Raw genomic sequence first — 25,199 nt, forward strand, 5'->3', positions numbered from 1 at the left:
TGGTTCGGTTGGTGCCCAGACTATCGGTCCGTATTCAGCCTGCAACCCCTGTCAGACCGAAAGGTCCTGCTGGTCCCAAATAGCAGTCAGCGACCGTTCACCAACTCGGATCAACCGGCTGAGCGTTGCGCCCGTGGCCACAACATCCCCGGTGTCGACGGTGTTCACTACATCACCCGCAACACGGGCCAGCGCCGTCATCCCGACTTGATCGGAAATCGCCACCAGTGATTTGGCACATTTGCGCAGGTCTACCCAATTGCGTTGCCGCCAGAACCGCTCACAATTGGACAGGCGCAAGGCCAGTTCTTCAATCGTGCGGCACAAAACGTCCACCGCATTCGTGTCGCCCAATTGAGTGCACAGCCCACCCAGACGGTCGGGATCCAGATGCACGGATTCCTGTTGTTCAAGCGTGATAATCTTTTCCACCACATTCACCCTGGTCTTAACGCCCCCACGGCGCAGGGTGATGTTGGCGAAAATGTCTTTGCAATTCGTTGCTGCCGACAGGGATATTGTTTCGAATTTTTTGCGAATTCAGAAGACAGCACAGGTTGAAGGTCAAAGTTTCGCATTAAGTACTCTTTGTAACCCCCGTCATGACGTCACATTGTCAGGCTAAAAATCTGGGGCTCTTGCTTTGACTTTCACTTGCTGCCAATTACCTGCAGCAACACGGCGGACAGGAAAGGACAGGACTATGCCGATTACCACTGATGAGCTGGCCGCTGCGCGCAATGCATGGGGCGAAGGTCTGATCGCCATTTCAAAGGCCTATGAAGAGGGCGGTATCGATGCCGCCCGTCCTGTTGCCGAAAGCGTTCTGGATGCCGCTTATGGTTATAACCTGGGACCGGTCCTTTTCAAGCCGACCATGGCCTCAGGAGATCAGACTTTTCGCCCGACGCGCCACGGTGCGTTGGCCTATTTTGTCGGCCATGACACCGAATACCCGCTGGACGGTGGGTTCGGGATCAAAGGTTGGCGTTCGATGAACAGCGAGACGGCAGCAAGTTTTGCCGAAGGTGATGTCGCCATGTGGATGGGAAAGATCGAACTGACGGACAAAAACGGCAACGTCACGCAGGTCGACAAGAGCTTTGGCTACAGGAAAGATTCCGAAGGAACCTTGCGTATCGTGCTGCACCACTCATCTTTGCCTTACAGGCCGTAACGCTAGGGGAGCATCAGGCGAGGCCGGTTTCGGCGGACAGTCAGGCTGGCGTTTGGGGCCTGCTGCCCATCTGGTTTGTATTGCCCGTTGTGCAGTATGGGTCCGTTACCCAGCGCGGGCTGCGATACCGTGACCCCGGTCAAAGGGCGTTTCTCGCTATCCGAGGGTTCGGCAATCAGGTCTCTGATTTTATGCGAACTTTTGGTACGTTGCCGATATCAATATTGGATTCGGAGCGTTCCATGAGACTTGTTAAACGAATTTTGGCGACCATTTTGATCATTGTACTGGTTCTGATCGGGGTATCCTATTTGTTACCCGGCAAGGCAGAAGTATCCCGCAGCATCACGATCAACGCGCCTGCCGAGGCGATTTTTCCGTTTGTAAACTCGATGCAGGAGACCGAAAAATGGTCCCCCTGGCTGTCACGCGATCCAGAGACCAAATTGTCCTACAGCGGACCTGAGGCCGGAGTTGGCAACACGCTGAACTGGAGTTCGGAGCATCCGCAAGTGGGTATCGGTTCGCAGGAGATTACGGAAAGCATAGAAAACCAGACAGTGAAAACGGCCTTGGATTTCGGGTCTATGGGTACGGCGTCAGCATATTTTCTGCTGCAGCCCGAAGGGTCGGAAACGCAGGTTACATGGGGTTTCGAATCTGATTTGGGCATGAACCCGATGTCGCGCTGGATGGGGCTGATGATGGATAACTGGGTCGGCGGCGATTACGAGCGTGGGTTGGAAAATCTGAAGGCCCTGGTGGAAACCGGGTCGTAAGGTCACTGCAACCGGAACCGGGCGAATTTTCCCAGATGGTCAGAGCCCAGATAAGGGCGCAGTTCAACCGTCCCGACTGTGCCCTTGGGAAACAGGAGATTATCAATTGACAAGGGCAGTGACCACCTGCCCAGGTGATGGGTATTTTCAACGGTTCCGAAAACCTCGTTCTCGGCGGCTGATGCAATGCGCTTCACGCTGGCGCCCCACGGGACCATGTTGAAATCACCGGCAATCAGGACGGGACCATCCAGTTCTGCGATCCGCTCGGCGATCCTGCGGCTTTGTGCGGATTGTTCGAATGGAAACGGCCATTTCAGGTGGACTGACACAACCCATACGGCTTCACCCTCGGGTGCCACGACCTGCAGGCCGGCTACCCCGTAACCGGTCAGACAAAACTCTGAACCTTCAACAACCGGAAGGTTGGTCAGAACCGCAACATCCTGATAGGTGCGAAACCTGCAGGACACCTTGTTCTGGTAGTGCGCGTACATGTTGGCCATGAACTTACGGTTGTGATCCGACACTTCCTGAAGCGTCACAATGTCCGCATTCATCGTGATGATATCGTCGGCCAGCGAATACCGTGGCCAAGCCCGACTCATCAGGTTTTTCTGATACAATGTCAGGCAGGATCCGTTGCAGTCTTCGGACGGCGCAGTAAAGCCCAATGCGATTGAGCCGATGGCGATTGCTGCGGTGGCCAAGGCCGTAGGCGCCAGATATTTGGCGCGAATTAGGAACAGGCCGAAGGTGAACACGGCCAGCAACACTCCGATTTGCAAACGCAGGAGTGCGATAGAATCCCCGGCAGAGAAGAAGTGCCCGGTAAACCCAAAGATCGCCAGACCAATCAGGATGCAGGAGCAACCCCGGATCAGGATTCGCACAAGTCGCTTGTTTGTCAGAACCTGCATACACCGCCTCAATTGCCGCGCCCATGATATGTGTAGCCTGCTCTGGCGCGCCTATTGGGATTACCCGTTGATCTGGTGACAAGGCTTGCCGGTTTTGTCAACGGTGCGCGGCGCGGCAGAGATTGGCCAATTGCCGCGCGCATCCGGACCTTGAATGAAAAACCCCGCCAGAGACGACGGGGTTTCCTTAGTGCGTGATTGGAAGCCGGGCGATCAGCCCTTTTTCAGGATCTCACGGCCCAGCAGCTCGGCGATCTGCACTGCGTTCAGGGCGGCGCCCTTGCGCAGATTGTCCGAAACACACCACAGGTTCAGGCCGTTCTCGATGGTCGAATCCTGACGGATACGGCTGATGAAGGTGGCGAAATCGCCCGCGCATTCGATGGGCGAGACGTAGCCACCGTCTTCGCGCTTGTCGATCACCATGATGCCCGGTGCTTCGCGCAGGATATCGCGGGCTTCGTCTTCATCCAGGAATTCCTCGAACTCGATGTTCACAGCCTCGGAATGGCCGACGAAAACCGGAACGCGGACGCAGGTCGCAGTGACCTTGATCGACGGATCGACGATCTTTTTGGTCTCGACAACCATCTTCCATTCTTCCTTGGTCGAGCCGTCTTCCATGAAGACGTCGATCTGCGGAATGACGTTGAAGGCGATCTGTTTCTGGAATTTCTTCGGCTCTACTTCCGTGGTCGGGTTGTAGATGGCCTTGGTCTGATCCCAAAGCTCATCCATGCCGTCTTTACCGGCACCCGAAACCGACTGATAGGTCGAGACAACCACGCGCTTGATGCGCGCACGATCATGCAGCGGCTTCAGCGCGACAACCATCTGCGCGGTCGAGCAGTTGGGGTTGGCGATGATGTTCTTGTTCTTGTAGTCGTGGATCGCCTCGGGGTTACATTCCGGCACGATCAGCGGAATGTCCGGGTCATAGCGATATAGCGACGAGTTATCGATCACCACACAACCTGCCGCAGCGGCCTTGGGGCCATAGGTCTTGGTTGCGTCCGAGCCGATGGCGAACAGCGCCATGTCCCAGCCGGTGAAGTCAAACGTGTCGATGTCCTGGGTCGTCAGTGTCTTGTCGCCAAAGCTCACCTCGGTTCCAAGCGAACGACGGCTTGCCAGAGCGGCAATTTCATCGACCGGGAACTGGCGTTCCGCCAGGATGTTCAGCATTTCGCGGCCCACATTACCTGTGGCGCCGGCGACAACGACGCGATAGCCCATTTCATGTCTCCAAAGTTAAGGACGCGCGTTCATAGCCGCGTTGCAGCGGATAAAAAAGAGGAATCGGGCCAATAATCGGTTTGTGATGACGATTTGCGCCATTTCCCGATGCTCAGTTTGAATCCAGCAACGTGCGATAGACCTTAACGATGGCTTCGGCCTCGCCCTCGATTCGAAAATTCTGCTCGACATGCTGTCGTGCTGCCGCTCCGGCCTTTGCCATTTTGCCGGGATCCGCGAGCATATCGCGCAGAGCTTGGGCCAGTGCTTCTGCGTTGTCTTTGTCCACCAGACGGCCGGTCACACCGTCCTGGATCTGAGCGCTGAACGCCCCGACATTGTTGCAGGCAATGGCCGGAACGCCCGAAGCCATGGCCTCAAGCGGGGTGAGCCCGAACCCCTCGTGCCGCGCGGGCGCGACAAACAAATCCAGCGCCCGGTAGGTTTCGACAATCTCATCCCACGGACGTTCACCCAGAAACAGAGCCCGAGTACCCAGACCGGCCCGTTTCAGCTTGTCTTCCTGTTCGCGCTGGAAGGCCTCGAACTCTTTCGTTGCATTGCCGGTAAAGATGATTTTGGCGTCAGGGAAGGCAGGCAGAACCTCGATTGCTGCATCCACCAACAGATCAACACCCTTTTGCGGCCGGATTCGCCCAAAACAACCGATCAGGGTTCCCGAAGGCAGTCCAAGTTTGGCGCGCAAGGCGTTTTTGTCTTCGGCTGGGTGAAAAAGTTGCGTGTTCACGCCGTGCATGATCACGGTCGAGGGCCGTTCCAGAAAGGACGCTGCCTGCGGTGTTGTTGCGATGACAGCATCCATTTTCGAGATCAGCTTTTTGGTGAATCCCGAATGATTGCGCTGAGCAGCGGAGGTAAACAGCAGCTTGTAATTTCGGCGCAGGACGGTTTTCAGAAACAGGCCCATCAGCATCTCGGTGTTCCGTCGTGCGTGCCAGACGATGGGCTTGCGGTTGGGCAAAAACAGAGTCTTCCAAAGGCGAATATGGGGGATATCGCCCGGCAAACCTGGGCCTGTTGCACGGATGTTGATCAGCTTTTCCTGGATAGGCAGCAGCCTGATGATGGTTGTTGTAACGCCCGACAGGCTGTGTTTCAGATTCGGCGCGACTACTTCTATATCCGGCATTGCGCTCTCCTATCCGGTGGTCCGGGTGGGGTCAGTCCATGCTGTCCCGGCTGAACAGGTAGATGACACAGCCGATACCCAAGGTCACGGCGAAAAAGCCGAATATGGCAGCATAGGGCGCGGTTGGGCCTATGCCGGTTGCCGCTGCGTGAATGCGACCGGTGGCAAACTGGGCAAGCCCGACCCCGCCAATTCCGAACAGGTTCAGCAAGGTCACGCCGCGCCCCACCAGATGCGGCGGGATGAAGGCGCGCCCATGGGCCATGATGACAGGGAAGGAGGCCCCGGTGAAGCCGACGATGGCCAGAAGCAGAACGGAAATCCAGACGGCGCTTTCGATCCATAGGATCAATAAAATCAGCGCCGCGAGGCTCAGCGCGTTGCCCCCGAAGATAACCCATTTACGAGTATTCAGAATACGATCCAACGGTCCATAGGCAAAAGTTCCGGCAATCATCGCGGTGCCCATCACAAGCGTGGCCTGACCGATTTGCGACGTGTCGAGCGCAAATATGTCCCGCAGATAGGGGCCCGCCCATAGCCCTCGCAGCGCCCCGGATGGGGCATAAGCCACCAGCATCAGGGGCAGGATCGCCCATAGGGCGGGCTCTTTCAGAAGATCAAGCAGAGATCCCTTTTGCTCGGCCTCGACACGCTGGGGATCCCGCACGGTGAACCATATGCCGGTTGCTATGACGGCCGAGATAGTTGCCAAACCCCACATTGTGGCGCGCCAACCGACCCATTCGACGGCAAGGGCGGTCGGGTAGGAGGCAATGAGATTCCCCACCGAACCCGCGCCCAGCATTACTGCGGCCAAAGTGGCGAATCTGGCCGGGGAAAATTCACGCGCAAAGATGAAATAAGACGCCATAAGGACCGGCGCGCAGCCAACTCCGATCAGGCCCATGGCCAGACTGATGTGCAAAGGGTTGGTTGCCACAGCGAACATAGCCGCCCCCCCGGCGCCACCAACCAGCAAGGGTATCGCAGAACTGAGGCGTGGCCCCACCCGGTCCAGCGCCCAACCCACAGGAATTTGCATCGCCGCAAAGACAAGAAACCAAAGCCCTGAAGCAAAGGCCAGATCCTCGGGGGTGGCGCCGATGTCCCGGCCCAGATCGGCTGTCAGCACCGCAAGAAACGCGCGAAAGAACTGGCTGAGGACATATGCCAGACACAAAACCACCAAACCTGCCTGCATGTTCGTCCTCCTCGGCGGAATGCTTGGCACGTAGTGCAATCACAAACAAGCGCATGCGTTGTGGTTTGGGGGGCAAAAAGCGTCACAATCGTGCTAACTGTTCCGCAATTCATTTTATCAGGAGGTGCAATGACCGCCGCCGATCAGGATTTTTATGCTTCGGTTCCAATTTCGGATGACTTTCTTCGGCTGAGCGACCCGGCCGAGTTCACGGCCTTGCCGAATGATTGGGTCGTCGGGGTCGCTGATATTGTGGACTCCACCGGTGAAATGGCGCGAGGGCGGTACAAAACGGTCAATATGGTCGGGGCCGCCGTCATTTCGGGCGCGATCAACGCGTTGGGCGGAAAGGAATTTCCATATGTCTTTGGCGGAGATGGTGCCGCCTTTGCGGTATCGCAGGCAGATGTAGGGTCCGCCCGTGACACGCTGGCACGGTTGCGCAGTTGGGCAGAGACTGAATTCGCCATGCCGCTGCGCGCGGCGCTGGTTCCCATGGCCGATATTCGCAAGGCAGGTCGTGATCTGAGGGTCGCGCGTTACGCGCCGTCTGCCGGAGTGGACTACGCCATGTTCTCGGGTGGTGGGTTGGCCTGGGCTGAGGCGCAGATGAAGGCCGGGCATAATATGGTCGCACCTGCGGACACCGACGCTCAACCCGATTTGACAGGATTGTCATGCCGTTGGTCCAATAGCCGTGCACGGCATGGTCAGATCGTTTCTCTGGTTATTCAGCCCACATCGGAGGCTAACGAGGGGGATTTTGGCCAATTGTCACGATCTGTTTTGGCTGCGTCCGAAGCATTGGATCGGGCGGGACACCCGGTTCCGGCCAACGGCCCCCCCATGGGTTGGCCCCCACCGGGGATTGACATTGACGCTCATGTCGCACGGGCGGGGCGTAACCTGTTTCTGCAAAAACTGCGATTACTGGCTGAGAACCTGTTTATTGGTTCACTGTTCTGGACCGGCCTTCGAATGGGAGAATTCGAGCCCGGCCACTATAAGCGCATGGTCAGTCGCAACGCGGATTTCCGGAAGTTCGATGATGGATTGAAGATGACGCTGGACTGCGACGCAAAGACGTTGGCCCGCATTACCGAAATTTTGGAAAAAGCCCAGGAACAGGGTCTAATTCGATATGGGTTGCACGCACAGAGTGAGGCGATGATGACCTGTTTTGTCCCCTCTGCCATGCGTGATGATCACGTTCATTTTGTCGATGGTGCGTCGGGTGGGTACGCGCAGGCCGCTGCAAGAATGCGGGGGTTTCACGGATTTGACGGCACAAATCAGGGCTGATTCTGCGACTGGTTGCAACGTTTGGAATATTCAGCGAAAATTCGGTATGACCGATGAATTCCCACTTATGTCCCGGTCTTTGCCGATTGCGCTTTTGCGCGGGCGCGAGAAGGTCATGGGACCCATAAGGGCAATACTGGCGGATGCTGGTGTGACCGAACAGCAATGGCGCGTTCTGCGCGTGTTGCAGGAAAAAGGGGCGCAGGAGCCCACTCAGATCGCCGATCAGGCCTGTCTGTTGTTGCCCAGCCTGACACGTATCCTCAGAAAGCTTGAGGAAAAGGACCTGATCGCCCGGCGTGCGGACACGGAAGATCGCCGTCGGCAGATTGTCGAGATCACGGACAAAGGTTTGCAGATTATCGCTGACAATCTGACCGCAAGCCTTCAGCAGGCGGAAGCCATTCGCAAGAAAATGGGCGCCGAGCGTCATGAGATGCTGCTAGATCTTTTGGGCGAATTGCACGAACTGGACACCTGACCCGGCTCTGACGTAGATTGTGCATTATAATACACAGTTGGGTTTGTTGAGTATGGTTTCGCCCACCGGTTCGCCCGAAGAAGAACAGCAGCAAAGAGACGCTGCGCAGCAAGAGCTGCGGTCGCACAGCCTTGGTGAACGGGTTGGCGCACGGGTGCGCAGGATGCGGCGGAAAGCCGGTATGTCGCGCAGGATTCTGTCTGAAAAATCCGGAATCTCATCCCGCTACCTTGCGCAGCTTGAGACCGGAGAGGGCAATATCTCGGTTGGGTTTTTGCAGCGACTCGCCGAGGCTTTGGATTGTAAGGTCGAGTGGTTCATCGTCGAAGAAGACCCTTGGGAAACCGACAGTTTGAACGTGCTGGACCTTTACCGCAACGCAAGCGCAGATGTCCAAAACGCCGTGCGCAACGTTTTGCAATCGGGTCAGCCCAGCGACCGGCGTGCCGGGCGTGTGTGCCTGATCGGGTTGAGGGGGGCTGGCAAATCGACGCTGGGCGCAATGCTCGGCGACCAACTTGGATTGCCCTTTGTCGAACTGACCAACGTAATTGAAGGCTTGGCTGGCATGCCTTTGTCCGAAATCATGGCCTTCTATGGTCAGGAGGGGTACCGTCGGCTTGAAGCGCAGGCGCTGGATCGGGTCAGCGCTGATCATCAGCATCTGGTATTGGCCGTTGCCGGAGGCATAGTGGCTGAACCCGCAACCTTTGACGCTTTGCTGAGCCAATTCTATACGGTTTGGCTGCGTGCCTCTCCGGTTGAACATATGGTACGTGTTCGGGCGCAGGGTGATTTGCGCCCCATGGACGGCAATTCCGAGGCCATGGACCAGTTGAAATCCGTCCTTGCCGACAGAGAGACCCAATATAGCCGGGCATCCGCGCAATTGGATACGTCCGGTCAAACGCCCGAGGATTCCCTGGGTGACCTGCATCGGCTGGTCATTGATCAAAGCTATGTTCGACCTGGTTAGAGCCTATTTTGCCTCTTTCAACCAGTTCCCGGCAAAGATCACTCGTTCAGTTCCGGTAAACCTTCGGACACGCTCCAATTCGGATTCAAGCCGTTTCGTCCGCGCATCCGACCAGCGTACGGACTGTTCCGGCCACAAGGCTTTGACGCGCAATTCCCCGCAATCGCGATGGGCTTTCATGTCGATCCGCCCGATCAGCCGATCCCCCTCCAGTAAAGGAAAGACGTAGTATCCATAGGTACGTTTGGGTGCGGGTACAAAAACCTCAATCCGATAATGAAACCCGAACAGACGCTCAGTTCTTTTTCGATCTCGCAGCATTGGGTCAAAGGGGCTGAGCGCTCTGATCCGACCGGGGGCAGGGGGCAGGGTCTCAGCATGGGTCGAAATCCCGGGACGGGCGAATAGTTTCCGGGATTGACCATTCGCGCATTCGACCTCGATTTCCTCCAATTCACCCTTGATCAGAGCCGAATTGCACCATTCTTTCGCCTCTGCCGGGCTGACTGTATCCCAAAAGGCGGCCAATTCGCCCGAGGTCGCAAACCCAAGCCGATCCAGCGCCGCGTTGCAAAGCCAACCCACGGTTTCGTTGGGATCGCATGGAAGGTTGCCGGGGCAAAGGTGCTGTTCGATCACCCGTTCGGTCAGATCATACCGCTTTTGAAACCCATCCCGGCCAATCACTGTCAGGGCGCCTGATCGCCAAAGGTATTCAAGGGCCGTTTTCGATGGATGCCAGTCCCACCACCCGCCCGAGCCTTTGCGTTCATCCTTGCCGACATCGGACGAACAGACCGGTCCATGATCGCGAATATGTTGCAGCACGGCTTCAAATTGCTGTTCGAACCCGTCGCGCCGCCAGTTCTTCCATCTGGCCTTCAATTCCGCCGCATCCCGCTGAAACCGCAGGTGCCAGTGGGGGTAAAACTCCATGGGAATGACCGCTGCATCATGCGTCCAGTGCTCGAACAATGCTCTGTCACGCTCGTACAGGCGTTTCAGGTTGCCAGCCCTGTAAGTGGGCCTGCGCGAATACAGGATCATATCATGGGCGCGTGCAACTGTGTTGATGCTGTCAAGCTGGACAAAGCCGAGGCGATGGATCAGGTCCAGCAGCTCTGCGCCCTTTGCGCCACCAGCAGGCGGTTCCAGCAGAGCGTGGCGCTGCATGAATACGGCCCGCGCCGCGCGATTGCTTAGCTGCGGCAAGGCCATGGGTTCAACGCCGTTTCAGCGTATCGCCATAGCTGATCTTGGGGGTCAGAGTGACACGCGTTTCAATCTCGGCCTCGGGGTCCTGCAACTGAGCTGCGATAATTTCTGCCGCCTGGCGCCCGATCTCAAGCCGGCACGCATCCATCGTGGCCAGTTTACGCGGCAGGCCTTGCAAAAGCTCGACATTGTTGAACCCGGCCAAGCCGATCTGACCCGGCACATCAATGCCCTGATCCAGCAGGTACAGCAATCCGCCAGCACCAATCATGTCGTTGGAATAATAAAGAAAATCCAGTTCGGGGGACCGTTCGAGCATGGCTTGCGTCATCTCGCGCCCCTTGGCCAGCGCGGAACCGCCGGAATAGAACTCGCGGTCCTCGATCTCGACCCCGTGCTTGCCCAACACCTCGGTAAAGCCTTCGAACCGCTTTCGCGCCCGATGATCTAGCGGCATTTTGGTTCCCATGAAACCGATATGCTCATACCCGGCCTTCAGGATTGCCTGCGCCATCTCACGCCCGGCGCGGCGGTGCGAAATACCGACCATCGCATCCACCGGCTTGCCGTCGGTATCCATGATCTCAACCACCGGAATACCCGCGGAATCCAACATGGCGCGCGCGGCATCCGTATGCTCCAGCCCTGCGATGATAACGCCCGAGGGCCGCCACGAGAGCATCTCGTACAGAACCTTTTCTTCTTTTTCCGGCAGATAGTCTGTAACGCCGACCACGGGCTGCAGTTCTGTATCCTCAAGCACCTGATTGATGCCTGTCAGCACCTCAGGGAACACCATGTTCGACAGTGACGGGATAATGACGGCAACCAGGTTCACCCGGCTGGAGGCCAGGGCACCTGCGATCTTGTTCGGAACATACCCAAGCTCTTTCGCGGCAGCCAGAACCCGCGTCCGCGTGGCATCTGAGACATCGCCCCGGTTCCGCAAGACCCGACTGACCGTCATTTCCGATACTCCGGACGCTTCCGAGACGTCACGAAGGGTAAGCGGGCGTTTTGTTTCTGTTGTCACCGGGGAGTACCTGCGTTGTTGTTTTGCCCGATGGTAGCGTGAACAGGACAAGATTTACAACCGTTGAGCAAAGGCGATGACAAGCCTGCAAAACCCGGCTACAGAGGGCAACGCACGGCCCCGTGGCTCAACTGGATAGAGCAGCCCCCTCCTAAGGGGCAGGTTGCAGGTTCGAATCCTGCCGGGGTCGCCAGGCTTTTCTTAAAAAGTATGTGCTTTCTATATCTTGGATGTTCTTGTACCCCGATAGGTGACACATTGGGTGACACATGTCGAAAAACTGGTTCAGATACAGTCCAATAAGAATGACGGTCAAACATATTGAATGGCATGGAGGTAGAGCGAACTAGCGGCGCAGAATACCAAAGGACATACAGGTTCACTACAATGAGAAGGGATTTCATTTCGGGCCCTTAGGCTCGGGACCCATTGATTTCCGTCGAATGACATGATTCACGATTGCAAAAATAAGCGGTGACAATGTCTGATTTTTTCTGGTTGAGCGACGAGCAGATGGCCTACCTGGAGCCCTATTTCCCGAAATCCCAGAGCAAGCCTCGCGTGGATGATCGGCGCGTCTTGAGCGACAGTATCTTCATCAATCGCAACGGGTTGAGGTGGAGGGACGCACCCAAGGAATATGGACCACATAAGAGGCTCAACAACCTCCGGAAGCGGTGGAGCGACGAGGGCATCTCTGCCGAGATGACGATGGGTTTGTCTGCTGACCACGGCGAGCAATAGACAGTGGTGATCGATGCCGCCTACCTGAAGGCGCACCGCACGGCTTCCAGCCTTGGGGTCAAAAAAGGGGCGTGGATGGCTGATCGGTCGGACCAAAGGTGGCAAGAACACCAAGCTTCATGCTATCTGTGACAGTCAAGGGCGCCCACTGAACATCTTTGTGACGGCTGGTCAGGTCAGTGATTATCCCAGGGCAAAGACTCTGCTGTGCAGCCTACCGGATGTCGATTGGCTGCTCGGAGATCGCGGCTAAGATGCAGATTGGTTCAGAGAAGCCCTGTAGGACAAAGGGATACGTGTCTGCGTCCCAGGCCGAAAGCAACGCAAAAAAGCCGCCTGATACGGCGGCGCCGATACGAACGTCGCAACCGCACTGAAATCATGTTCGGTAGACTGAAGGACTGGCGGCGTGTCGCAACCCGATGTGGCAGATGCCCAAAGGTCTTTCTGTCCGCACTCGCAGCCATCGGCATCTATTGGTTATGGTCCTGAGCCTAATCATGAGAGTGGGCCAGGGCCGGCCTATCAATTCTTCGAACGAGTTGTATCGAGTTGCGCAAATAGTGCATAAAGCTGATGAAATTGGGCGGCAACGTCGTTGAAAAGCAACCGTAATTAATTGGGAATACATATCTCTCGTAGACTTCCGGCGCTTTGCTGGTAAAAGGCATACTGATGTGCTGATTTATGAGAGTATTCACATCGACATATCTTTGCTCGACCTGCAGTCTTGCAAAAAATTGCCCAATTTGGAGGCCGTTATCTACCATGATTCCGTTTTGGAAAATAAGGCGAGAACTAAGGCGTGCCTTTGCACCCGGATATCGTGCCAAGATTTACTCACATGTCAGTAAACGAGACAGAGAGTATTTAAAGGGCGTTACTGGAAAATACTCTGGGAAAAGATGTTTTATAATTGGTAATGGTCCAAGCCTTGCCGCGGCAGATCTTGAAAGGATAAGGGGTGAAATATCCTTTGCCTCCAATAAGATATTTCTAATTTACGATCAGACGACGTGGCGCCCCAACTTCTACTGTGTCGAGGATAAACTGGTTCTTACTCAGTGCCGTAGCGAAATACAGCAGCTATCTGGGTGTGTACGACTCTTTCCTACCAATTTGTTTTCCGACATCAAGAGATTTAAAGGTATTATTTGCTTCCCCACTACTCCGCCGAAATACTGGGATAGCCCGTTGGATGACCCTGAATTCCCGAACTTCAATCCAAGCCTAACCAGCGGAATTGCTTGGGGGTCGACAATTGTTTATACAGAAATTCAAATGGCAATAGCCATGGGATTTACGGAGATTTATTTACTAGGTTTGGACCACCAATACACTGAGGGTAGGGCTTCTAAAGGCGAAAAAGGTGTTATGATCAGTGAAGGAGAGCAAAATCATTTTCACCCCCTATATCGGCCACCTGGTGAAAAGTGGCACTCACCAAACCTACATGTTTTGGAGGTTTCATATAAGAAAGCTCGATTTGAAGCGGAGAAATTGGGTATCCGTATTGTGAATTGTTCTAGGCGCACTAATCTGAGCGTTTTTGAGCGAGAAGACCTTGAAAGTGTTTTGGCTTCTGAGCCAAATTAGACTAGGTTATGTTGATAAATGACGTAACCAAAAGCAGGCAGATGTGATGTCGATGAAACCCAAGTAGTTTTCAGCGGTCTCGTTATAGCGGATTGTGACATGCGGAGCATTCTTCAGCTTGATGAAGCTGCGTCCCATTTAGTTGCGGAAATGATAAAACGAGCAGTCGACACCGACACGCTTTTTTGCGTAATTTCTGCCAGGGGAGGACTCGCTGTCCATGTTTTTATGACTGCTGTCGGCACCATTACCACGATCTGCCAGTAGAGCGCTCAGTTGGGGCGGATTGTCTGCCATAACCATATCGAAACCGAGACAAATCGAATGCCTGACCTGGCGCGATTTCCGTTCTCGTGGGCAACGCCCGCCGTGTACTGGCTTTGAGCCCCGATGTATCGGACCTGAAGAGCCTTGGGAATTTCTTGTTATCTCGTTGAAATTTGGCGCATTGCAAATATGGAGCTGTCCGTTGGCGCAGGCTTCGGTCGAAGCTCCAGGTTAAACTGGGATTAGCAGTCAGGACATCCCAGACCCGGCAACATAAGATGGATAAATCGGGCAAACCCTCCAACCAGATCCCGTGTTGGGTTGAAGGGGTGGAAAGCTCCCTCTATCACCTAACGAAAAAGGAGAGTGCGAAAAATGGCCACCAAAGTGACGGCACCTTACGAAAACCTAAGTGAAGCTTTCCCCTACGAAGAACCAGATTACAGTGTATATGACCCATTCTTGGGTTACTCGAAGAAGTCCAACGCCATTCCAGGCTATGATATTTGGCCCCCGGGAGAGGGATTCAAGGACAAGGATATTGTTATTCTCACGATCGGGGGGTCGACGACAGATTTTGGAAGCGCAAGGTGGCCAGCTTTTCTTGGAGAGATACTAATTTCCCAAGGGGTTAACACTGTCATATTGAACGGCGGGGTCGCAGGGTACTCCTCCAGCCAAGAACTCATCAAGGTCCTAAGGGATCTACCGTCCATCAAACCTGATATAGTTGTCTCACTATCTGGAATTAATGATTTTACTTGGGGGCATACCCGTCCAGAATTTCCGCTTTTGCACTCTTATCAACGGCGCGTGGCAGAATATTTGTGCGAGTCGACAGACGCATTTGACGATTGGGTCGGGGGAATACCCCATCGAAGTGACAAGAGTGAGGTCTGGTTGCGCAACATCCGATTGATGCGAGCGCTGTGTACCGATGCAGATGCGCAGATTTTGTGCTGTTTGCAGCCGACAATGGTCTACGGCAACTACCATCACGATGAAATAGAGCGAAAGAACTTGCTGGAGCCATTTGCTAGCAAGTACATGAATGATGGAGATATTTACCGGGATGTGGCAATTGACTTCTATAATTCTGTTCGCAGCCACCTACAGTCACAGCCGGACATCTATGCGCATTGTTGTGATCTGAGCTTTTTATTCGATGGCAAGGTCAAATTATACAGAGATTACCGGCACCAGAATGAGGCGGGTGACCGCGTATTGGCCCAGGCAATTGCTCGTGAGATGGGTGAACGTTTCGACATCAAGGGGCTAAAAAATGAGTAATGTGATCGATAGACTATGGGACAAATTGAGGTCTCTGGAGACCAGTGGCGCAGATGTCCAGAAAGATCAGGTTGGCTGGAGCGCGCGTGCGTCAGATGAAGCTTTTGTTGTCCATGCTCGAGAACTGCCTGAAAACTTCAAGGAAGCAGCGGTATTTTTTCACTCGATGGGCATGATGGATGCGGCGGCGTTCCTGGAGGAATGCGTCAAGATTTCAACAGATGAAGATGAGTTTCGCTTACACACCTCAGTTAGTGCACTCCTGCAGTATAAATATCCCCTCTACTAAAAAGAGAACGAAAGAACATCATGGCGATAATTGGTATTTCCTGCTTTTACCATGACGCTGCCGCTGCTTGTGTTGGAAGCAATGGTTCAGTGCTGGCGGCCGCTCAGGAGGAACGCTTTACCCGCAAGCGTCACGATCCGTCTTTTCCGTCCCGCGCTTTAGAGTACTGCGTTAGTCAGGCTGCAGCGCACGGCGAAAGCATTGAGAAAGTTGTCTTTTATGAAAACCCGTTTCTGAAGTTCGACAGAATTGTTGAGACTGCGCTCCGCCTGACCTCGGATGGCAAGGAGGAGTTCGACGAAGCGATGTCTCGCTGGCTTGGCGGGCATTTGTTCCAACACAGGGAAATAGAAGAGAGAATTAACGGTATCGTTGCGGATTTTGATTGTAAATCAAACTTGATTTTTGTCGAACACCACGCCGCACACGCCTCTAGCGCTTTTTTCCCTTCACCTTTTGACAGGGCCGCAATCCTCACGCTCGACGGGGTTGGTGAGCACGCTACAGCAAGCCTGGCTTTGGGGGAAGCAAACAAAATATCGATGCTCAAGGAAATGAAATACCCGAATTCCTTGGGCCTGCTCTACTCGGCATTTACGCATTTCACCGGATTTAAAATAAACTCTGGTGAGTACAAAATGATGGGACTCGCGCCGTACGGTGATCCGATTTTTGAGAACCAAATACGGGACGAGCTTATTTCCGTAAACAATGATGGCTCGTTCGAGATCAACCAAGAGTATTTTCAGGGCTTTTCTAGAAATGACGTGGTCGCTGAAAAGCTGGAAAGACTTTTCGGCGTTCCACGTCGAGAGTCCGATTCTTTGTTGACAAAAATGTACGCCGATGTCGCGGCTTCTATCCAAAGAGTAGTCGAAGATATCGTTCAAAAACTTTCAACTGCGGCACTCTCGGAATTGGGTTGCAGCTCAATCTGTCTTGCAGGGGGGGTCGCCCTGAATTCTGTTGCAAATGGCCGATTGGCTCAAAGAATTGGCGCTGGGAATCTTTGGATTCAACCGGCAGCAGGTGATGCGGGCGGAGCGCTTGGAGCAGCACTATATGGACATCATGTGGTTCAAGGGAAGGAGCGAAAGCCTGATTCCCAGACCGACGGGATGTCGGGAGCATATTTAGGCCCAGCTTTTGATGACGACGATACTCGTGAACGGCTTACTGCAATGGGCGCAAGTTTTACTGAGCTATCGATGCAAAAATTGCGCGAAACAGTAGCTTCGGAACTGTCCAGAGGAAGTTCCGTGGCCTGGTTTCAAGGAAGAATGGAATTCGGCCCACGCGCACTTGGAAATCGATCAATTCTGGCGGACCCACGCTCGCGTGTGATGCAACGCAAGCTGAACCTTCAGGTAAAAAAACGAGAGTCGTTCAGACCTTTTGCCCCTGCGGTATTGGAAGAATTCACCGAAGAGTGGTTTCAATTCGACGGCTTTAGCCCGTACATGTCTCTTGTTGCGCAAGTGAATGAAGAACATTGCCGCAAAGAAAGTGGTAACAAAGATGGCACCGACCAAAGTCAGGACATCCTGCCCGAAACAGACCACAGTCAAATCCCAGCAGTAACTCATGTTGATTATTCGGCTAGGGTTCAGACCGTAAGCAAAAAAACAAATCCCGAGTTTCATGCCCTGATCGATGAGTTTCGAGGACTCACTGACTGCCCGATCTTAGTTAATACGAGCTTCAACGTTCGAGGCGAACCTATTGTCTGCACACCAGAGGATGCGTTCAGGTGTTTTGTGAATACCGATCTGGATTATCTGGCCATTGGCCCGTTTCTTGTCAGAAAGACAGAACAAGATCCGATTGTGTGTTTTCGGTATTTTCAGAAGTTTGAGCACGATTGAAACACGCCCGAAAAGGTAACAGACTTCGAACCTCACATCGCAATATGGGCGTCAACGAGAGAGGAGGTTCTGTGCGTAACTACCCAACCGTGCGACGGAACATTTTGTACCTAGGCGCGCTCTCTCGAAATTTAACCTTCAATATAAGATTCTCTAAAGCGCCTTGTGATACTCCAAACCATGGGCGGCTCCACATGGCGTTGGTCGTGTCTCCAGGCAAGATGGCGCGGCGAGTAAGTAACCATTTCGAAGCTAGGGAAGTAATCGACATCAGCATATGCGCCTGCGATCTCTGTAGCAACTGCTCGCAGAGTTGATTTTGAATACGAGTTCGCCACTATGATGTCCTGATCGGTAAATGTGCGCAAGAGTGGAACTGGCGAGACTGTCAGGATGATTTTGGGATCGCGAGTGGAATTGGCCCGAATCAGATTCAGCAGTCGCTCTACGCTGGTATAGCTTTCGGCAAACCCGGTGTTGCGAAACTCAAATCGACCGGTTCGCTTAGCAAAGCGCCAGTCTGCAGGTGCATCATTCAACGGCGTGTTTGTTTCAACGTCCCACCAAGTTTCGGTCAGACCCAGCGTTATGAAAACCACATCAGCTTCGGAAATTTTGCGAACGGTTTTGCGAACGGCTTTGGTCGTTTCCAATTGGCCTTCTACTGACAACTCCCCCACTCGATGAAGTTGAGGGTTCCAGAGTTTACCTTCGTTCATCTCAATCAGCCCATAACCAATTGGGGTGTCGGAAAATGCACGCTCAATCTCAACTTCCATTGAGTGTGGGTTAAACTTGGTCATCACTTCGCTTTGGAAGTGAAATATCCGCGCTTCTGCTTCTGGCGGCAGTTCAAGCTGCGTTGACAGCACCGGATAGCCCTCCTTCAGAAGAGCTGCTTCGATGTTACGCGCGAAACAGGAACCGATGGCAAAATAGCTGGCATCCTCTGCGAGTTTGAATTTGGGGTGAAAGGCGATGTCTATAAATTCATCTCGGATTAGCCGGGTGCAGGCATCATGCGGCGCGTGCCCCTCAGTTTTGAATTTATCGTCCAGCCCTCGCGACCATTGTTTGTAGTGACGTTCAACAAATGAGGTCGTGGAACCTCGTGCGGCAGATGAGCGCGAATGTAGAAAACCTTTGGAGTTGGTCTTCCAAGAACTCCCTCGGGTCCATTGCTTGTAACGACGCTCGATGAAAGAGAACACAGAGTTTATCCTTTCAATTGGAAACGGAGGCTCGATGTTTATGATATCTTACAGACAGACCAACTGATAGCAGCTGTTTTCCACTATGCGCCAAACCGCTTAAGTAGTTCTGCCTGGTCTGGAAAAAAGTACTGTGCATCCCGGTTGTGTTTCGAGAAATGCGCCCGCAGAGTTTCATGGCTACGTTCCAACGCGTTACCCGCCTTGGCCTGGTCTCGTGCGGTATTCAAGTTTTGCTCGATCTGTTGGAGCAGAAACGCCCGCATATTGAGAATGAACTCCAGGGAATGAGCATTCCGCTGGTTAAAAAAGGCACCAAGGATTTCAGCGGCGGTGAGTAAGCCTTCGACCCTTTTGACTAGGGTGTTTGGATTAATTGAATTAACAATACTGTCGTCGCGAAACCGGTAGTTAAGATAGCTTTCAGGCACGCTCGACACGCGCTTTGACAAATGCACTAGCCGTGGTGTGGTAGCAACGTCCTCAAAAAGGATCGGTGGGTAGGTAATGCCATTGTCCTGAAAAAGTCGGGTCCGGTAGATTTTGTTCCAGGCCGCGCCGACTATACGGGGGCGTTCGCCAAACATTGAATGCATGACAAATGCGTCCCGTGTACCCACAGATTTCGGATAAGAGCCAATATTTCGGCCCTTCTTGATGCGACGTGCAGAACATTGGACAATGTCCGCCTCGTCACGAATCATCACTTTCCAGAGGGTAGAAAACATCTCAGGATCGACCCAATCGTCACTATCTACAAAGCCGATAACCTCACCCGAAGCTGCACGGATTCCTGTGTTACGTGCAGGCCCCAACCCTTGATTTATGCGATGGGATAAAAGGCGTACGCGTTCGTCTCCAGCCATATAATCCCGTACGATCTCAGCTGACCGGTCTGGTGTTCGGTCATCTACGCAAATTACTTCAATGTTTTCGTGGGTTTGGGTTAGGATCGAATCCAAGCACTGCGGCAGATAGGCTTCGGTATTGTATATTGGAACGACGATTGAAATTTTAGACATGACACGCTGTGATCAGGATTGGAACAGGCCTTCAAATTCAACTTTTGGAAACGCTTCAAGATGGGTCCCAGGCGAGGCGTTTACTATCTCGATACCATTCTTTCGGGCCCAAACTGCTGCTGCTTCATAGGCCCGGATCATCCTATCGATATCAGGCATTTCCCAGACCTGGCCGTTTTTAGAGTTGGTATAATCTTCGGAAAAATGGTTCGAAAGACCTTCACCTGACCACTTTTTGTCGTCGTTCACGTTTCTTTTGGGAATCTGATAGTTGTGATCAACTCCTACCAGTACAATTTTGGTGAAGCCCATGATAGCTGCGACCTGCAGTAATCCCACCGTTACAGTGAACCCTTCATGCAAAGCGGAAGGGTCATTGGAGAAAGAACATTGCTGCGTGTAGTCCAAATTGAACGGCACCACATTGTCTAGCCGTGCAATATCGAAATGCCGCAAGATCGTATAAGGGATGAATTTGATCATCTCCTTGGGAAGGTTATCGCAAAACTCATCGGCACTTTGATTTGCCAGGATGCGATCCTGGACCATCCAATAATCAAAAGAAAACCCCCATTTCTCAAATCCGATAAAGGCCCGGTTGGCACCGAGCGTAATCTCGTCTCGCAGGCGGGATATATCGATTTTGTTGAGCGAAGGACCGTTGCCCACTACAAAACACCGCTCTCCCGCATGGCGACCTGCGAAATCGTGCAGCGACCGGCCATAGATGCCGCGAAAGAGGCTTTCAAAGGTTCGGTCCGACAAGACGCTTTTGTATTTTAGTTTGCTAATTTCCTCATTGCGTTTTTGGATCTCTTTTTCCAGCTTTCTAACGCTCTCCTCCAACTTCGCGATGCGCCTTTTGGAAGGCATAGAGATGCTTGCCTCGTCACCGTCGGTTAGTGAGCTTTGGAAGAGCTTATTGAACATGATGCGCATCAACCTTATCTCAGTAGCCATCAGTCGTTTGTCTTGCGCGCGGGCGCGACCGTGTCCGTCATCGCTCCTGCTCGGCGCTTCGCATAGATCACTCCGCTATAGTCCTTACCAACGAAATCCATCGGTGCCGACTCGGAGTGTTCTCCAAACCACAAAGACTTGGCCACCTGAAAGTCAAACGCAGTGTCATCAAGGACATCGATAATATCACGCAGCTTGTTCTTGTCGGGCTGGGCCGCCGAGAAGTGGTATTCACAAAAGAGGTTGCGTACGTTACCCAACTTGTCGCGAACTGCCGCAAGCACCTCGGCCTCGTTACCCTCGATGTCAAGCTTAAGAAAATCAACAGGGGAATCCAGGTAGGCACCCAGCCCTTTCATTGGCACATCGACAGCTGCGTGTTCCATTTCATCTGTAATCCGACGCGGAGCAAGAGAAGCAGCCATACTGTCAGTGTCACTGACGTAGAGCTTAGCAGAGCCACACTCGGGGCCAAGCGCCGCCTTCAATAATGTCACATTGCTTAAGTTGTTACGTTCGATATTTCTTCGCGCCACCTCCCAGCAAACCTCGTTCGGCTCGAAAGCGACTATATGAGCATTAGGGTAGATCGCCTTGAGAAACAACACTGACAGGCCAATGTTGGCGCCACCGTCAATAATACGATGGGGTGCATTGAAATCATGCGAAAAAATGTACTCGCGGCGAAAGATTAGCTCATTGAGCTGGATCCAAAGCGCTTTGGAATCTAAGTACTCTACATCATAGCCCCATAGTTTGAAGGGTTTGCCTTCTTCTAAAACATTGGAGTACTCGCTGAATACGTCCTTGAGCTTGGGCAATCGGCGGGGTTTACGGCTTGAGTCAGCTAACGCGGCGCGCAGGTCGCTCAACGTAGCGTGTGCTGTCGGCATCTGCCTGCTCGCGTCCAAAAGCACCTTGAGGTCACGGCTAATGTTGCGATCAGTGCTGCGCAAAGCCTGCAACAAGAACTCGCTGCGATCTAACTGGCGAGCTTGAAAGCTGTTTATTACTTGCTCCAAAGTCTCAAGCCGACGCGACATCGCCTTTACGCGTCGTCTAGTGCTCTTGGGGCGGCGGAGCCCTTCTCGCAAAGATCTTAATACCTGTCGAAGTGAGGGCATGAGGGGCCATTATGTTGCCGGCGCGCGGCCTAAGGGCCCGCTTAATTGGGTGCGTGCATAGCAACAAAGCAGCGATGGAACAAGTGGCCAAGAGCGATGGGAAGACGAAGATTCATGGCGGTCCCGTACTCCTTGAAGACCACGATTACAAGCTGGCTCTGTTCAAAACTTGGTCTTCTTTTGGCCGGCAGAATTCAGGCGAAGTGAACCAGTCGTTGTACAGGAACGGGTCGCGATGGTTGTTGTGATCATGCTATCTCAAATCATGTGACAAGCATGGCGCGGAGGTGGAACGGGTGCTCGTTGGGCATTCGGCTTGAGCAACACTTACGCCAAAGGCTGGTTGTCGGCCCAGACCAGATCAAGCTTTGGGCATCTATGTTTTCGTCTTCGTTTGCAGCAGATTTCCCGTCGATTGCCGAACCTGCCCTGCCTCCGCGTATTGCTCGCAACTTAAAGAAAAAAGAACTCTTCCTCCTCGACACCAGATGAAACGAGATCGATATTCTGCGGATATCCTGATTCAGCAGAACCGTCCCACGTCTGAATTAGAACGTTGTCCATTTCTGGAAGCCCATTGTTGTCGCTGGCAACGCCGCAAAACAAATCACCGCTTTCTTCGATGCCCCCATCGCTCTTTGGGACGAAGACGAATTCGTGATCATCGCTTAGCCCCACACAAGTCAAATCACTCTGATTGCTAGGCAATTGTCGGGGCTGATAATTACCAGAGGTTTGCGAGTGATGATTTACAGCAGTGAGTCCAATCGAACCGTTTCCGTCAACATCAAAACCATAGAAACTCTCAACGTTGGCCACATTGGCGACGGCGCTGCCATTGACAAGCTCTCCTTGGCCGTCCAGCGCCCACTCATAGTAGCTGCCGGATGTATTCTGCCACAGCACACGATACCCGCCACCGGACGCCTCAACCTGAACCGGGGTCCAGCCGGGAATGGAGTCAGGCCCCATAGCCACCCCGTTTTTGGTAATCTCTGTGACCCCGTCGATCAGGTACATGCCCCGCGTTGACAAGAACAGTTCGTTCGATCCGTTACTTTCAATCGACATATTGAAATGGCCGGTCTGGCCATCGTTGTTGAGGTCAACCCCATAGAAGGCTTCGACGTCGATTACATTGGCGACGGTGCTGCCATTGACAAGCTCTCCTTGGCCGTCCAGCGCCCACTCATAGTAGCTGCCGGATGTATTCTGCCACAGCACACGATACCCGCCACCGGACGCCTCAACCTGAACCGGGGTCCAGCCGGGAATGGAGTCAGGCCCCATAGCCACCCCGTTTTTGGTAATCTCTGTGACCCCGTCGATCAGGTACATGCCCCGCGTTGACAAGAACAGTTCGTTCGATCCGTTACTTTCAATCGACATATTGAAATGGCCGGTCTGGCCATCGTTGTTGAGGTCAACCCCATAGAAGGCTTCGACGTCGATTACATTGGCGACGGCGCTGCCATTGACAAGCTCTCCTTGGCCGTCCAGCGCCCACTCATAGTAGCTGCCGGATGTATTCTGCCACAGCACACGATACCCGCCACCGGACGCCTCAACCTGAACCGGGGTCCAGCCGGGAATGGAGTCAGGCCCCATAGCCACCCCGTTTTTGGTAATCTCTGTGACCCCGTCGATCAGGTACATGCCCCGCGTTGACAAGAACAGTTCGTTCGATCCGTTACTTTCAATCGAGGATGTTGCATGTCCGATTGTACCGTCATTGTTGAGATCCGCTCCGTAAAAAATCTCCCGATCAACGACGTTGGCGATGGCTGCCCCGTTCAATAGGGTACCTTGATCATTCAGCGACCACTCATAAAACGCACCGTTATCGCTTTTCCACAGTAGATTGTAGCCGCCTGAGCCATTCGATTGGGCGTGTATAGCAGACCATCCTGTGATGGAGCCCTCTCCGACCACGCCCCCATCTTTGGTCACGACGATATCTGTTGCGTTGCCGCCAATCAGATATATCCCCTGTTTGGCGTGTCGTAATGCAGTGCCCGTTGTCTCGATATCTGTGATCTGCGTCGCTGAAGCCAGTTCAGATTTGGCCAAACTGAGGGACCCATTGGAAAACTCGAACCGCTCCACATCGTTTGATACTGTGAAGGTCTTGCCAGTTAAGACATTGAAAAACTCGTAGTTGCCGCCACTGGTGTTGAGCAAATAGGTGTTCATGGCATTGACAAACCGAACCGTATCTATGCCGACACCGCCGGTGAATGAGCCGGTATTGTTTCTTACGACGGCAGTATCGTTTCCTACATCTCCGTTGACCGTGTCCGCTCCGGAACCGTTAGCAAGATATATAGTGTCGTTACCATTGCCGCCGTTTATCGTGTTGTTGTTGGAGCCATTGGATTTTGAGTAAATTACGTCATTGCCGCCATTACCATTTAGGATATTTGTAGCTGAGTTTCCGGTGATTGTGTCATTGCCTTGCCCGGCATTGTACTGCTCTATCATCGTATGACGCATGATCGCCATGTTTCCGACTAGGCCGTAGACGTCGGAGTATTCTTCCGCGTTAAGATTTACCGATTGATCTTCGTAGTCGTTCGAGAAATCAATAATATCCCAACCGCCATCATCAACGATGTTGAACGCTACCGAGTGACCCACCCGCGAAATTTCGTCGTATACCCCACCGGCAGTTGAACCGACACCATATACCGTATTCGTATCCCTAAGATTATTTGTCCTACCATAAAGGTCCCACATGGCCAGAACATCCGCGATCATTGGGGTTATCACGAAAGCAAATGAGGCGTCTGTAAAAGTGTTCTCAGTTTGTGAAAAATATGACATAACTGAGGTTTGCCAGCTATCGTTGTCATAGTGATTGTCGCGGCCAAAGACAGCGCTGCCATTGTAGTGCCCGGCGTGCCCCAATCCGAGCGCATGACCGATTTCATGTACATATGTCTGGAAGGAATAGGTGTCCGTTCCAATACCATATGTTTGAATCCAGTTTTTGCTGACGTTTATATCTACATCTGTCAGGATGATGTCGTTTGGGTAAACATACCCATAGGATGATGCATAAGCGCCTGCCCTTTCATCATCAAAAGTAATCTGCGCGCCAAACGAAACTTCGTTAAAGCTTACACCTGTAAGGTCTTCCCAAGTGGACAAAGCTAGCCGGGCCATCGTCTTTACTGCTGATGGTAAACCCGAAAAATTAACGGTAATTGAATTGGACGACCAATGGGTCGCTCGATTGCCATCTTCATACACCAAAAAGTTTGCGATCTGATCGTTGTTAAAAGCTACCATACCATCACACCCTATTTGTAATGTTCTTCTGCTGGCGAAATCCAAAACCAGCACCTAGACTAACATA

21 protein-coding genes, 1 tRNA gene and 1 pseudogene are annotated in these 25,199 nt (G+C 53.1%); 11 read left to right on the forward strand and 12 right to left on the reverse strand.

Annotation, left to right across the window (positions count from 1 at the left end):
* Nucleotides 1-51: 51 nt before the first annotated feature.
* Nucleotides 52-441 carry a hypothetical protein gene (locus ACP0GE_RS12155; protein WP_424832204.1) on the reverse strand — a complete coding sequence of 130 codons (390 nt, stop codon included), beginning with the start codon at nucleotides 439-441 and terminating at the stop codon, nucleotides 52-54.
* 262 nt (nucleotides 442-703) lie between these two features.
* Here ACP0GE_RS12155 and ACP0GE_RS12160 point away from each other — a divergent pair, with 262 nt between their 5' ends.
* Both ACP0GE_RS12160 and ACP0GE_RS12165 read left to right on the forward strand, forming a co-directional pair.
* Complete coding sequence (locus ACP0GE_RS12160) at nucleotides 704-1,177, forward strand: phosphoribosyl-AMP cyclohydrolase (RefSeq protein WP_424832205.1); 474 nt, start codon at nucleotides 704-706, stop codon at nucleotides 1,175-1,177.
* A gap of 242 nt (nucleotides 1,178-1,419) precedes the next feature.
* A complete protein-coding gene (locus ACP0GE_RS12165) occupies nucleotides 1,420-1,956 on the forward strand; it encodes an SRPBCC family protein (protein ID WP_424832206.1) in 537 nt (178 codons plus the stop codon).
* A 2-nt stretch (nucleotides 1,957-1,958) separates the two neighbouring features.
* On the opposite strand, the gene ACP0GE_RS12170 is transcribed toward ACP0GE_RS12165, so the two are convergent.
* The 4 genes from ACP0GE_RS12170 to ACP0GE_RS12185 all read right to left on the reverse strand — a co-directional run bounded on the left by ACP0GE_RS12170 (nucleotide 1,959) and on the right by ACP0GE_RS12185 (nucleotide 6,466).
* Nucleotides 1,959-2,876 carry an endonuclease/exonuclease/phosphatase family protein gene (locus ACP0GE_RS12170; RefSeq protein ID WP_424832207.1) on the reverse strand — a complete coding sequence of 306 codons (918 nt, stop codon included), beginning with the start codon at nucleotides 2,874-2,876 and terminating at the stop codon, nucleotides 1,959-1,961.
* Nucleotides 2,877-3,089: 213 nt separating this feature from the next.
* Nucleotides 3,090-4,112 (reverse strand): aspartate-semialdehyde dehydrogenase, encoded by a 1,023-nt coding sequence (locus ACP0GE_RS12175; protein WP_424832208.1) that lies wholly within the window; start codon nucleotides 4,110-4,112, stop codon nucleotides 3,090-3,092.
* 112 nt (nucleotides 4,113-4,224) lie between these two features.
* A complete protein-coding gene (locus tag ACP0GE_RS12180; RefSeq protein ID WP_424832209.1) occupies nucleotides 4,225-5,262 on the reverse strand; it encodes a glycosyltransferase family 4 protein in 1,038 nt (345 codons plus the stop codon).
* 31 nt (nucleotides 5,263-5,293) lie between these two features.
* Nucleotides 5,294-6,466, reverse strand: a complete 1,173-nt coding sequence (locus ACP0GE_RS12185; protein WP_424832210.1) for an MFS transporter — start codon at nucleotides 6,464-6,466, stop codon at nucleotides 5,294-5,296.
* A 129-nt stretch (nucleotides 6,467-6,595) separates the two neighbouring features.
* On the opposite strand from ACP0GE_RS12185, the gene ACP0GE_RS12190 reads away from it, so the two are divergent.
* Genes ACP0GE_RS12190 through ACP0GE_RS12200 form a run of 3 tightly spaced genes read left to right on the forward strand, consistent with a single transcriptional unit; the run spans nucleotide 6,596 to nucleotide 9,225 of the window.
* Nucleotides 6,596-7,768 carry a DUF3095 domain-containing protein gene (locus ACP0GE_RS12190; RefSeq protein ID WP_424832211.1) on the forward strand — a complete coding sequence of 391 codons (1,173 nt, stop codon included), beginning with the start codon at nucleotides 6,596-6,598 and terminating at the stop codon, nucleotides 7,766-7,768.
* Between the two features lie 46 nt (nucleotides 7,769-7,814).
* Nucleotides 7,815-8,249 carry a homoprotocatechuate degradation operon regulator HpaR gene (gene hpaR / locus ACP0GE_RS12195; protein ID WP_424832212.1) on the forward strand — a complete coding sequence of 145 codons (435 nt, stop codon included), beginning with the start codon at nucleotides 7,815-7,817 and terminating at the stop codon, nucleotides 8,247-8,249.
* Nucleotides 8,250-8,301: 52 nt separating this feature from the next.
* A complete protein-coding gene (locus tag ACP0GE_RS12200) occupies nucleotides 8,302-9,225 on the forward strand; it encodes a helix-turn-helix transcriptional regulator (protein ID WP_424832213.1) in 924 nt (307 codons plus the stop codon).
* 3 nt (nucleotides 9,226-9,228) lie between these two features.
* Here the strand turns inward: ACP0GE_RS12200 and ACP0GE_RS12205 are convergent, their stop codons facing one another.
* Both ACP0GE_RS12205 and ACP0GE_RS12210 read right to left on the reverse strand, forming a co-directional pair.
* Nucleotides 9,229-10,443, reverse strand: a complete 1,215-nt coding sequence (locus ACP0GE_RS12205; protein ID WP_424832214.1) for a winged helix-turn-helix domain-containing protein — start codon at nucleotides 10,441-10,443, stop codon at nucleotides 9,229-9,231.
* A 4-nt stretch (nucleotides 10,444-10,447) separates the two neighbouring features.
* Nucleotides 10,448-11,473 carry a LacI family DNA-binding transcriptional regulator gene (locus ACP0GE_RS12210; protein ID WP_424832215.1) on the reverse strand — a complete coding sequence of 342 codons (1,026 nt, stop codon included), beginning with the start codon at nucleotides 11,471-11,473 and terminating at the stop codon, nucleotides 10,448-10,450.
* A gap of 116 nt (nucleotides 11,474-11,589) precedes the next feature.
* On the opposite strand from ACP0GE_RS12210, the gene ACP0GE_RS12215 reads away from it, so the two are divergent.
* The 6 genes and pseudogenes from ACP0GE_RS12215 to ACP0GE_RS12240 all read left to right on the forward strand — a co-directional run bounded on the left by ACP0GE_RS12215 (nucleotide 11,590) and on the right by ACP0GE_RS12240 (nucleotide 17,524).
* Nucleotides 11,590-11,666, forward strand: a tRNA-Arg gene (locus tag ACP0GE_RS12215).
* Nucleotides 11,667-11,953: 287 nt separating this feature from the next.
* Nucleotides 11,954-12,709: pseudogene (locus tag ACP0GE_RS12220) on the forward strand (IS5 family transposase).
* 276 nt (nucleotides 12,710-12,985) lie between these two features.
* Nucleotides 12,986-13,813 carry a 6-hydroxymethylpterin diphosphokinase MptE-like protein gene (locus ACP0GE_RS12225; protein ID WP_424832216.1) on the forward strand — a complete coding sequence of 276 codons (828 nt, stop codon included), beginning with the start codon at nucleotides 12,986-12,988 and terminating at the stop codon, nucleotides 13,811-13,813.
* A 642-nt stretch (nucleotides 13,814-14,455) separates the two neighbouring features.
* Entirely contained in the window at nucleotides 14,456-15,370 is a 915-nt protein-coding gene (locus tag ACP0GE_RS12230; RefSeq protein ID WP_424832217.1) for an SGNH/GDSL hydrolase family protein, read from the forward strand.
* Nucleotides 15,363-15,659, forward strand: coding sequence for a hypothetical protein (locus ACP0GE_RS12235; protein WP_424832218.1), 297 nt, complete (start codon nucleotides 15,363-15,365; stop codon nucleotides 15,657-15,659). Before ACP0GE_RS12230 ends, ACP0GE_RS12235 begins: the two co-directional genes overlap by 8 nt.
* A 20-nt stretch (nucleotides 15,660-15,679) precedes the next feature.
* Entirely contained in the window at nucleotides 15,680-17,524 is a 1,845-nt protein-coding gene (locus ACP0GE_RS12240) for a carbamoyltransferase family protein (protein WP_424832219.1), read from the forward strand.
* Between the two features lie 131 nt (nucleotides 17,525-17,655).
* Here ACP0GE_RS12240 and ACP0GE_RS12245 read toward each other — a convergent pair whose 3' ends face one another.
* The 5 genes from ACP0GE_RS12245 to ACP0GE_RS12265 all read right to left on the reverse strand — a co-directional run bounded on the left by ACP0GE_RS12245 (nucleotide 17,656) and on the right by ACP0GE_RS12265 (nucleotide 25,177).
* Nucleotides 17,656-18,735: a GSCFA domain-containing protein gene (locus tag ACP0GE_RS12245; protein ID WP_424832220.1), complete on the reverse strand. Its 1,080-nt coding sequence runs from the start codon at nucleotides 18,733-18,735 to the stop codon at nucleotides 17,656-17,658.
* A gap of 83 nt (nucleotides 18,736-18,818) precedes the next feature.
* The gene (locus ACP0GE_RS12250) at nucleotides 18,819-19,757 is read right to left on the reverse strand and encodes a glycosyltransferase family 2 protein (protein WP_424832221.1); all 939 of its coding nucleotides are present in this window, start codon (nucleotides 19,755-19,757) and stop codon (nucleotides 18,819-18,821) included.
* Between the two features lie 12 nt (nucleotides 19,758-19,769).
* Nucleotides 19,770-20,717: a 6-hydroxymethylpterin diphosphokinase MptE-like protein gene (locus ACP0GE_RS12255; RefSeq protein ID WP_424832222.1), complete on the reverse strand. Its 948-nt coding sequence runs from the start codon at nucleotides 20,715-20,717 to the stop codon at nucleotides 19,770-19,772.
* Nucleotides 20,717-21,760 (reverse strand): FkbM family methyltransferase, encoded by a 1,044-nt coding sequence (locus ACP0GE_RS12260; protein ID WP_424832223.1) that lies wholly within the window; start codon nucleotides 21,758-21,760, stop codon nucleotides 20,717-20,719. Before ACP0GE_RS12260 ends, ACP0GE_RS12255 begins: the two co-directional genes overlap by 1 nt.
* 534 nt (nucleotides 21,761-22,294) lie before the next feature.
* On the reverse strand, nucleotides 22,295-25,177 hold the full coding sequence (locus tag ACP0GE_RS12265; protein WP_424832224.1) for a M10 family metallopeptidase C-terminal domain-containing protein: 2,883 nt from the start codon (nucleotides 25,175-25,177) through the stop codon (nucleotides 22,295-22,297).
* Between the last annotated feature and the right edge of the window lie 22 nt (nucleotides 25,178-25,199).

The sequence above is a fragment of the Ruegeria sp. genome (assembly GCF_965243365.1).
Lineage (GTDB): Bacteria > Pseudomonadota > Alphaproteobacteria > Rhodobacterales > Rhodobacteraceae > Ruegeria.

Coding starts and splice junctions, on each gene's coding strand:
- ACP0GE_RS12175 (WP_424832208.1), bottom strand. CDS start 4,112: ATGGGCTATCGCGTCGTTGTCGCCGGCGCCACAGGTAATGTGGGCCGC.
- ACP0GE_RS12170 (WP_424832207.1), bottom strand. CDS start 2,876: ATGCAGGTTCTGACAAACAAGCGACTTGTGCGAATCCTGATCCGGGGT.
- ACP0GE_RS12200 (WP_424832213.1), top strand. CDS start 8,302: ATGGTTTCGCCCACCGGTTCGCCCGAAGAAGAACAGCAGCAAAGAGAC.
- ACP0GE_RS12230 (WP_424832217.1), top strand. CDS start 14,456: ATGGCCACCAAAGTGACGGCACCTTACGAAAACCTAAGTGAAGCTTTC.
- ACP0GE_RS12205 (WP_424832214.1), bottom strand. CDS start 10,443: ATGGCCTTGCCGCAGCTAAGCAATCGCGCGGCGCGGGCCGTATTCATG.
- ACP0GE_RS12185 (WP_424832210.1), bottom strand. CDS start 6,466: ATGCAGGCAGGTTTGGTGGTTTTGTGTCTGGCATATGTCCTCAGCCAG.
- ACP0GE_RS12255 (WP_424832222.1), bottom strand. CDS start 20,717: ATGGCTACTGAGATAAGGTTGATGCGCATCATGTTCAATAAGCTCTTC.
- ACP0GE_RS12240 (WP_424832219.1), top strand. CDS start 15,680: ATGGCGATAATTGGTATTTCCTGCTTTTACCATGACGCTGCCGCTGCT.
- ACP0GE_RS12225 (WP_424832216.1), top strand. CDS start 12,986: ATGATTCCGTTTTGGAAAATAAGGCGAGAACTAAGGCGTGCCTTTGCA.
- ACP0GE_RS12180 (WP_424832209.1), bottom strand. CDS start 5,262: ATGCCGGATATAGAAGTAGTCGCGCCGAATCTGAAACACAGCCTGTCG.
- hpaR (WP_424832212.1), top strand. CDS start 7,815: ATGACCGATGAATTCCCACTTATGTCCCGGTCTTTGCCGATTGCGCTT.
- ACP0GE_RS12250 (WP_424832221.1), bottom strand. CDS start 19,757: ATGTCTAAAATTTCAATCGTCGTTCCAATATACAATACCGAAGCCTAT.
- ACP0GE_RS12260 (WP_424832223.1), bottom strand. CDS start 21,760: ATGTCGCGTCGGCTTGAGACTTTGGAGCAAGTAATAAACAGCTTTCAA.
- ACP0GE_RS12160 (WP_424832205.1), top strand. CDS start 704: ATGCCGATTACCACTGATGAGCTGGCCGCTGCGCGCAATGCATGGGGC.
- ACP0GE_RS12165 (WP_424832206.1), top strand. CDS start 1,420: ATGAGACTTGTTAAACGAATTTTGGCGACCATTTTGATCATTGTACTG.
- ACP0GE_RS12235 (WP_424832218.1), top strand. CDS start 15,363: ATGAGTAATGTGATCGATAGACTATGGGACAAATTGAGGTCTCTGGAG.
- ACP0GE_RS12190 (WP_424832211.1), top strand. CDS start 6,596: ATGACCGCCGCCGATCAGGATTTTTATGCTTCGGTTCCAATTTCGGAT.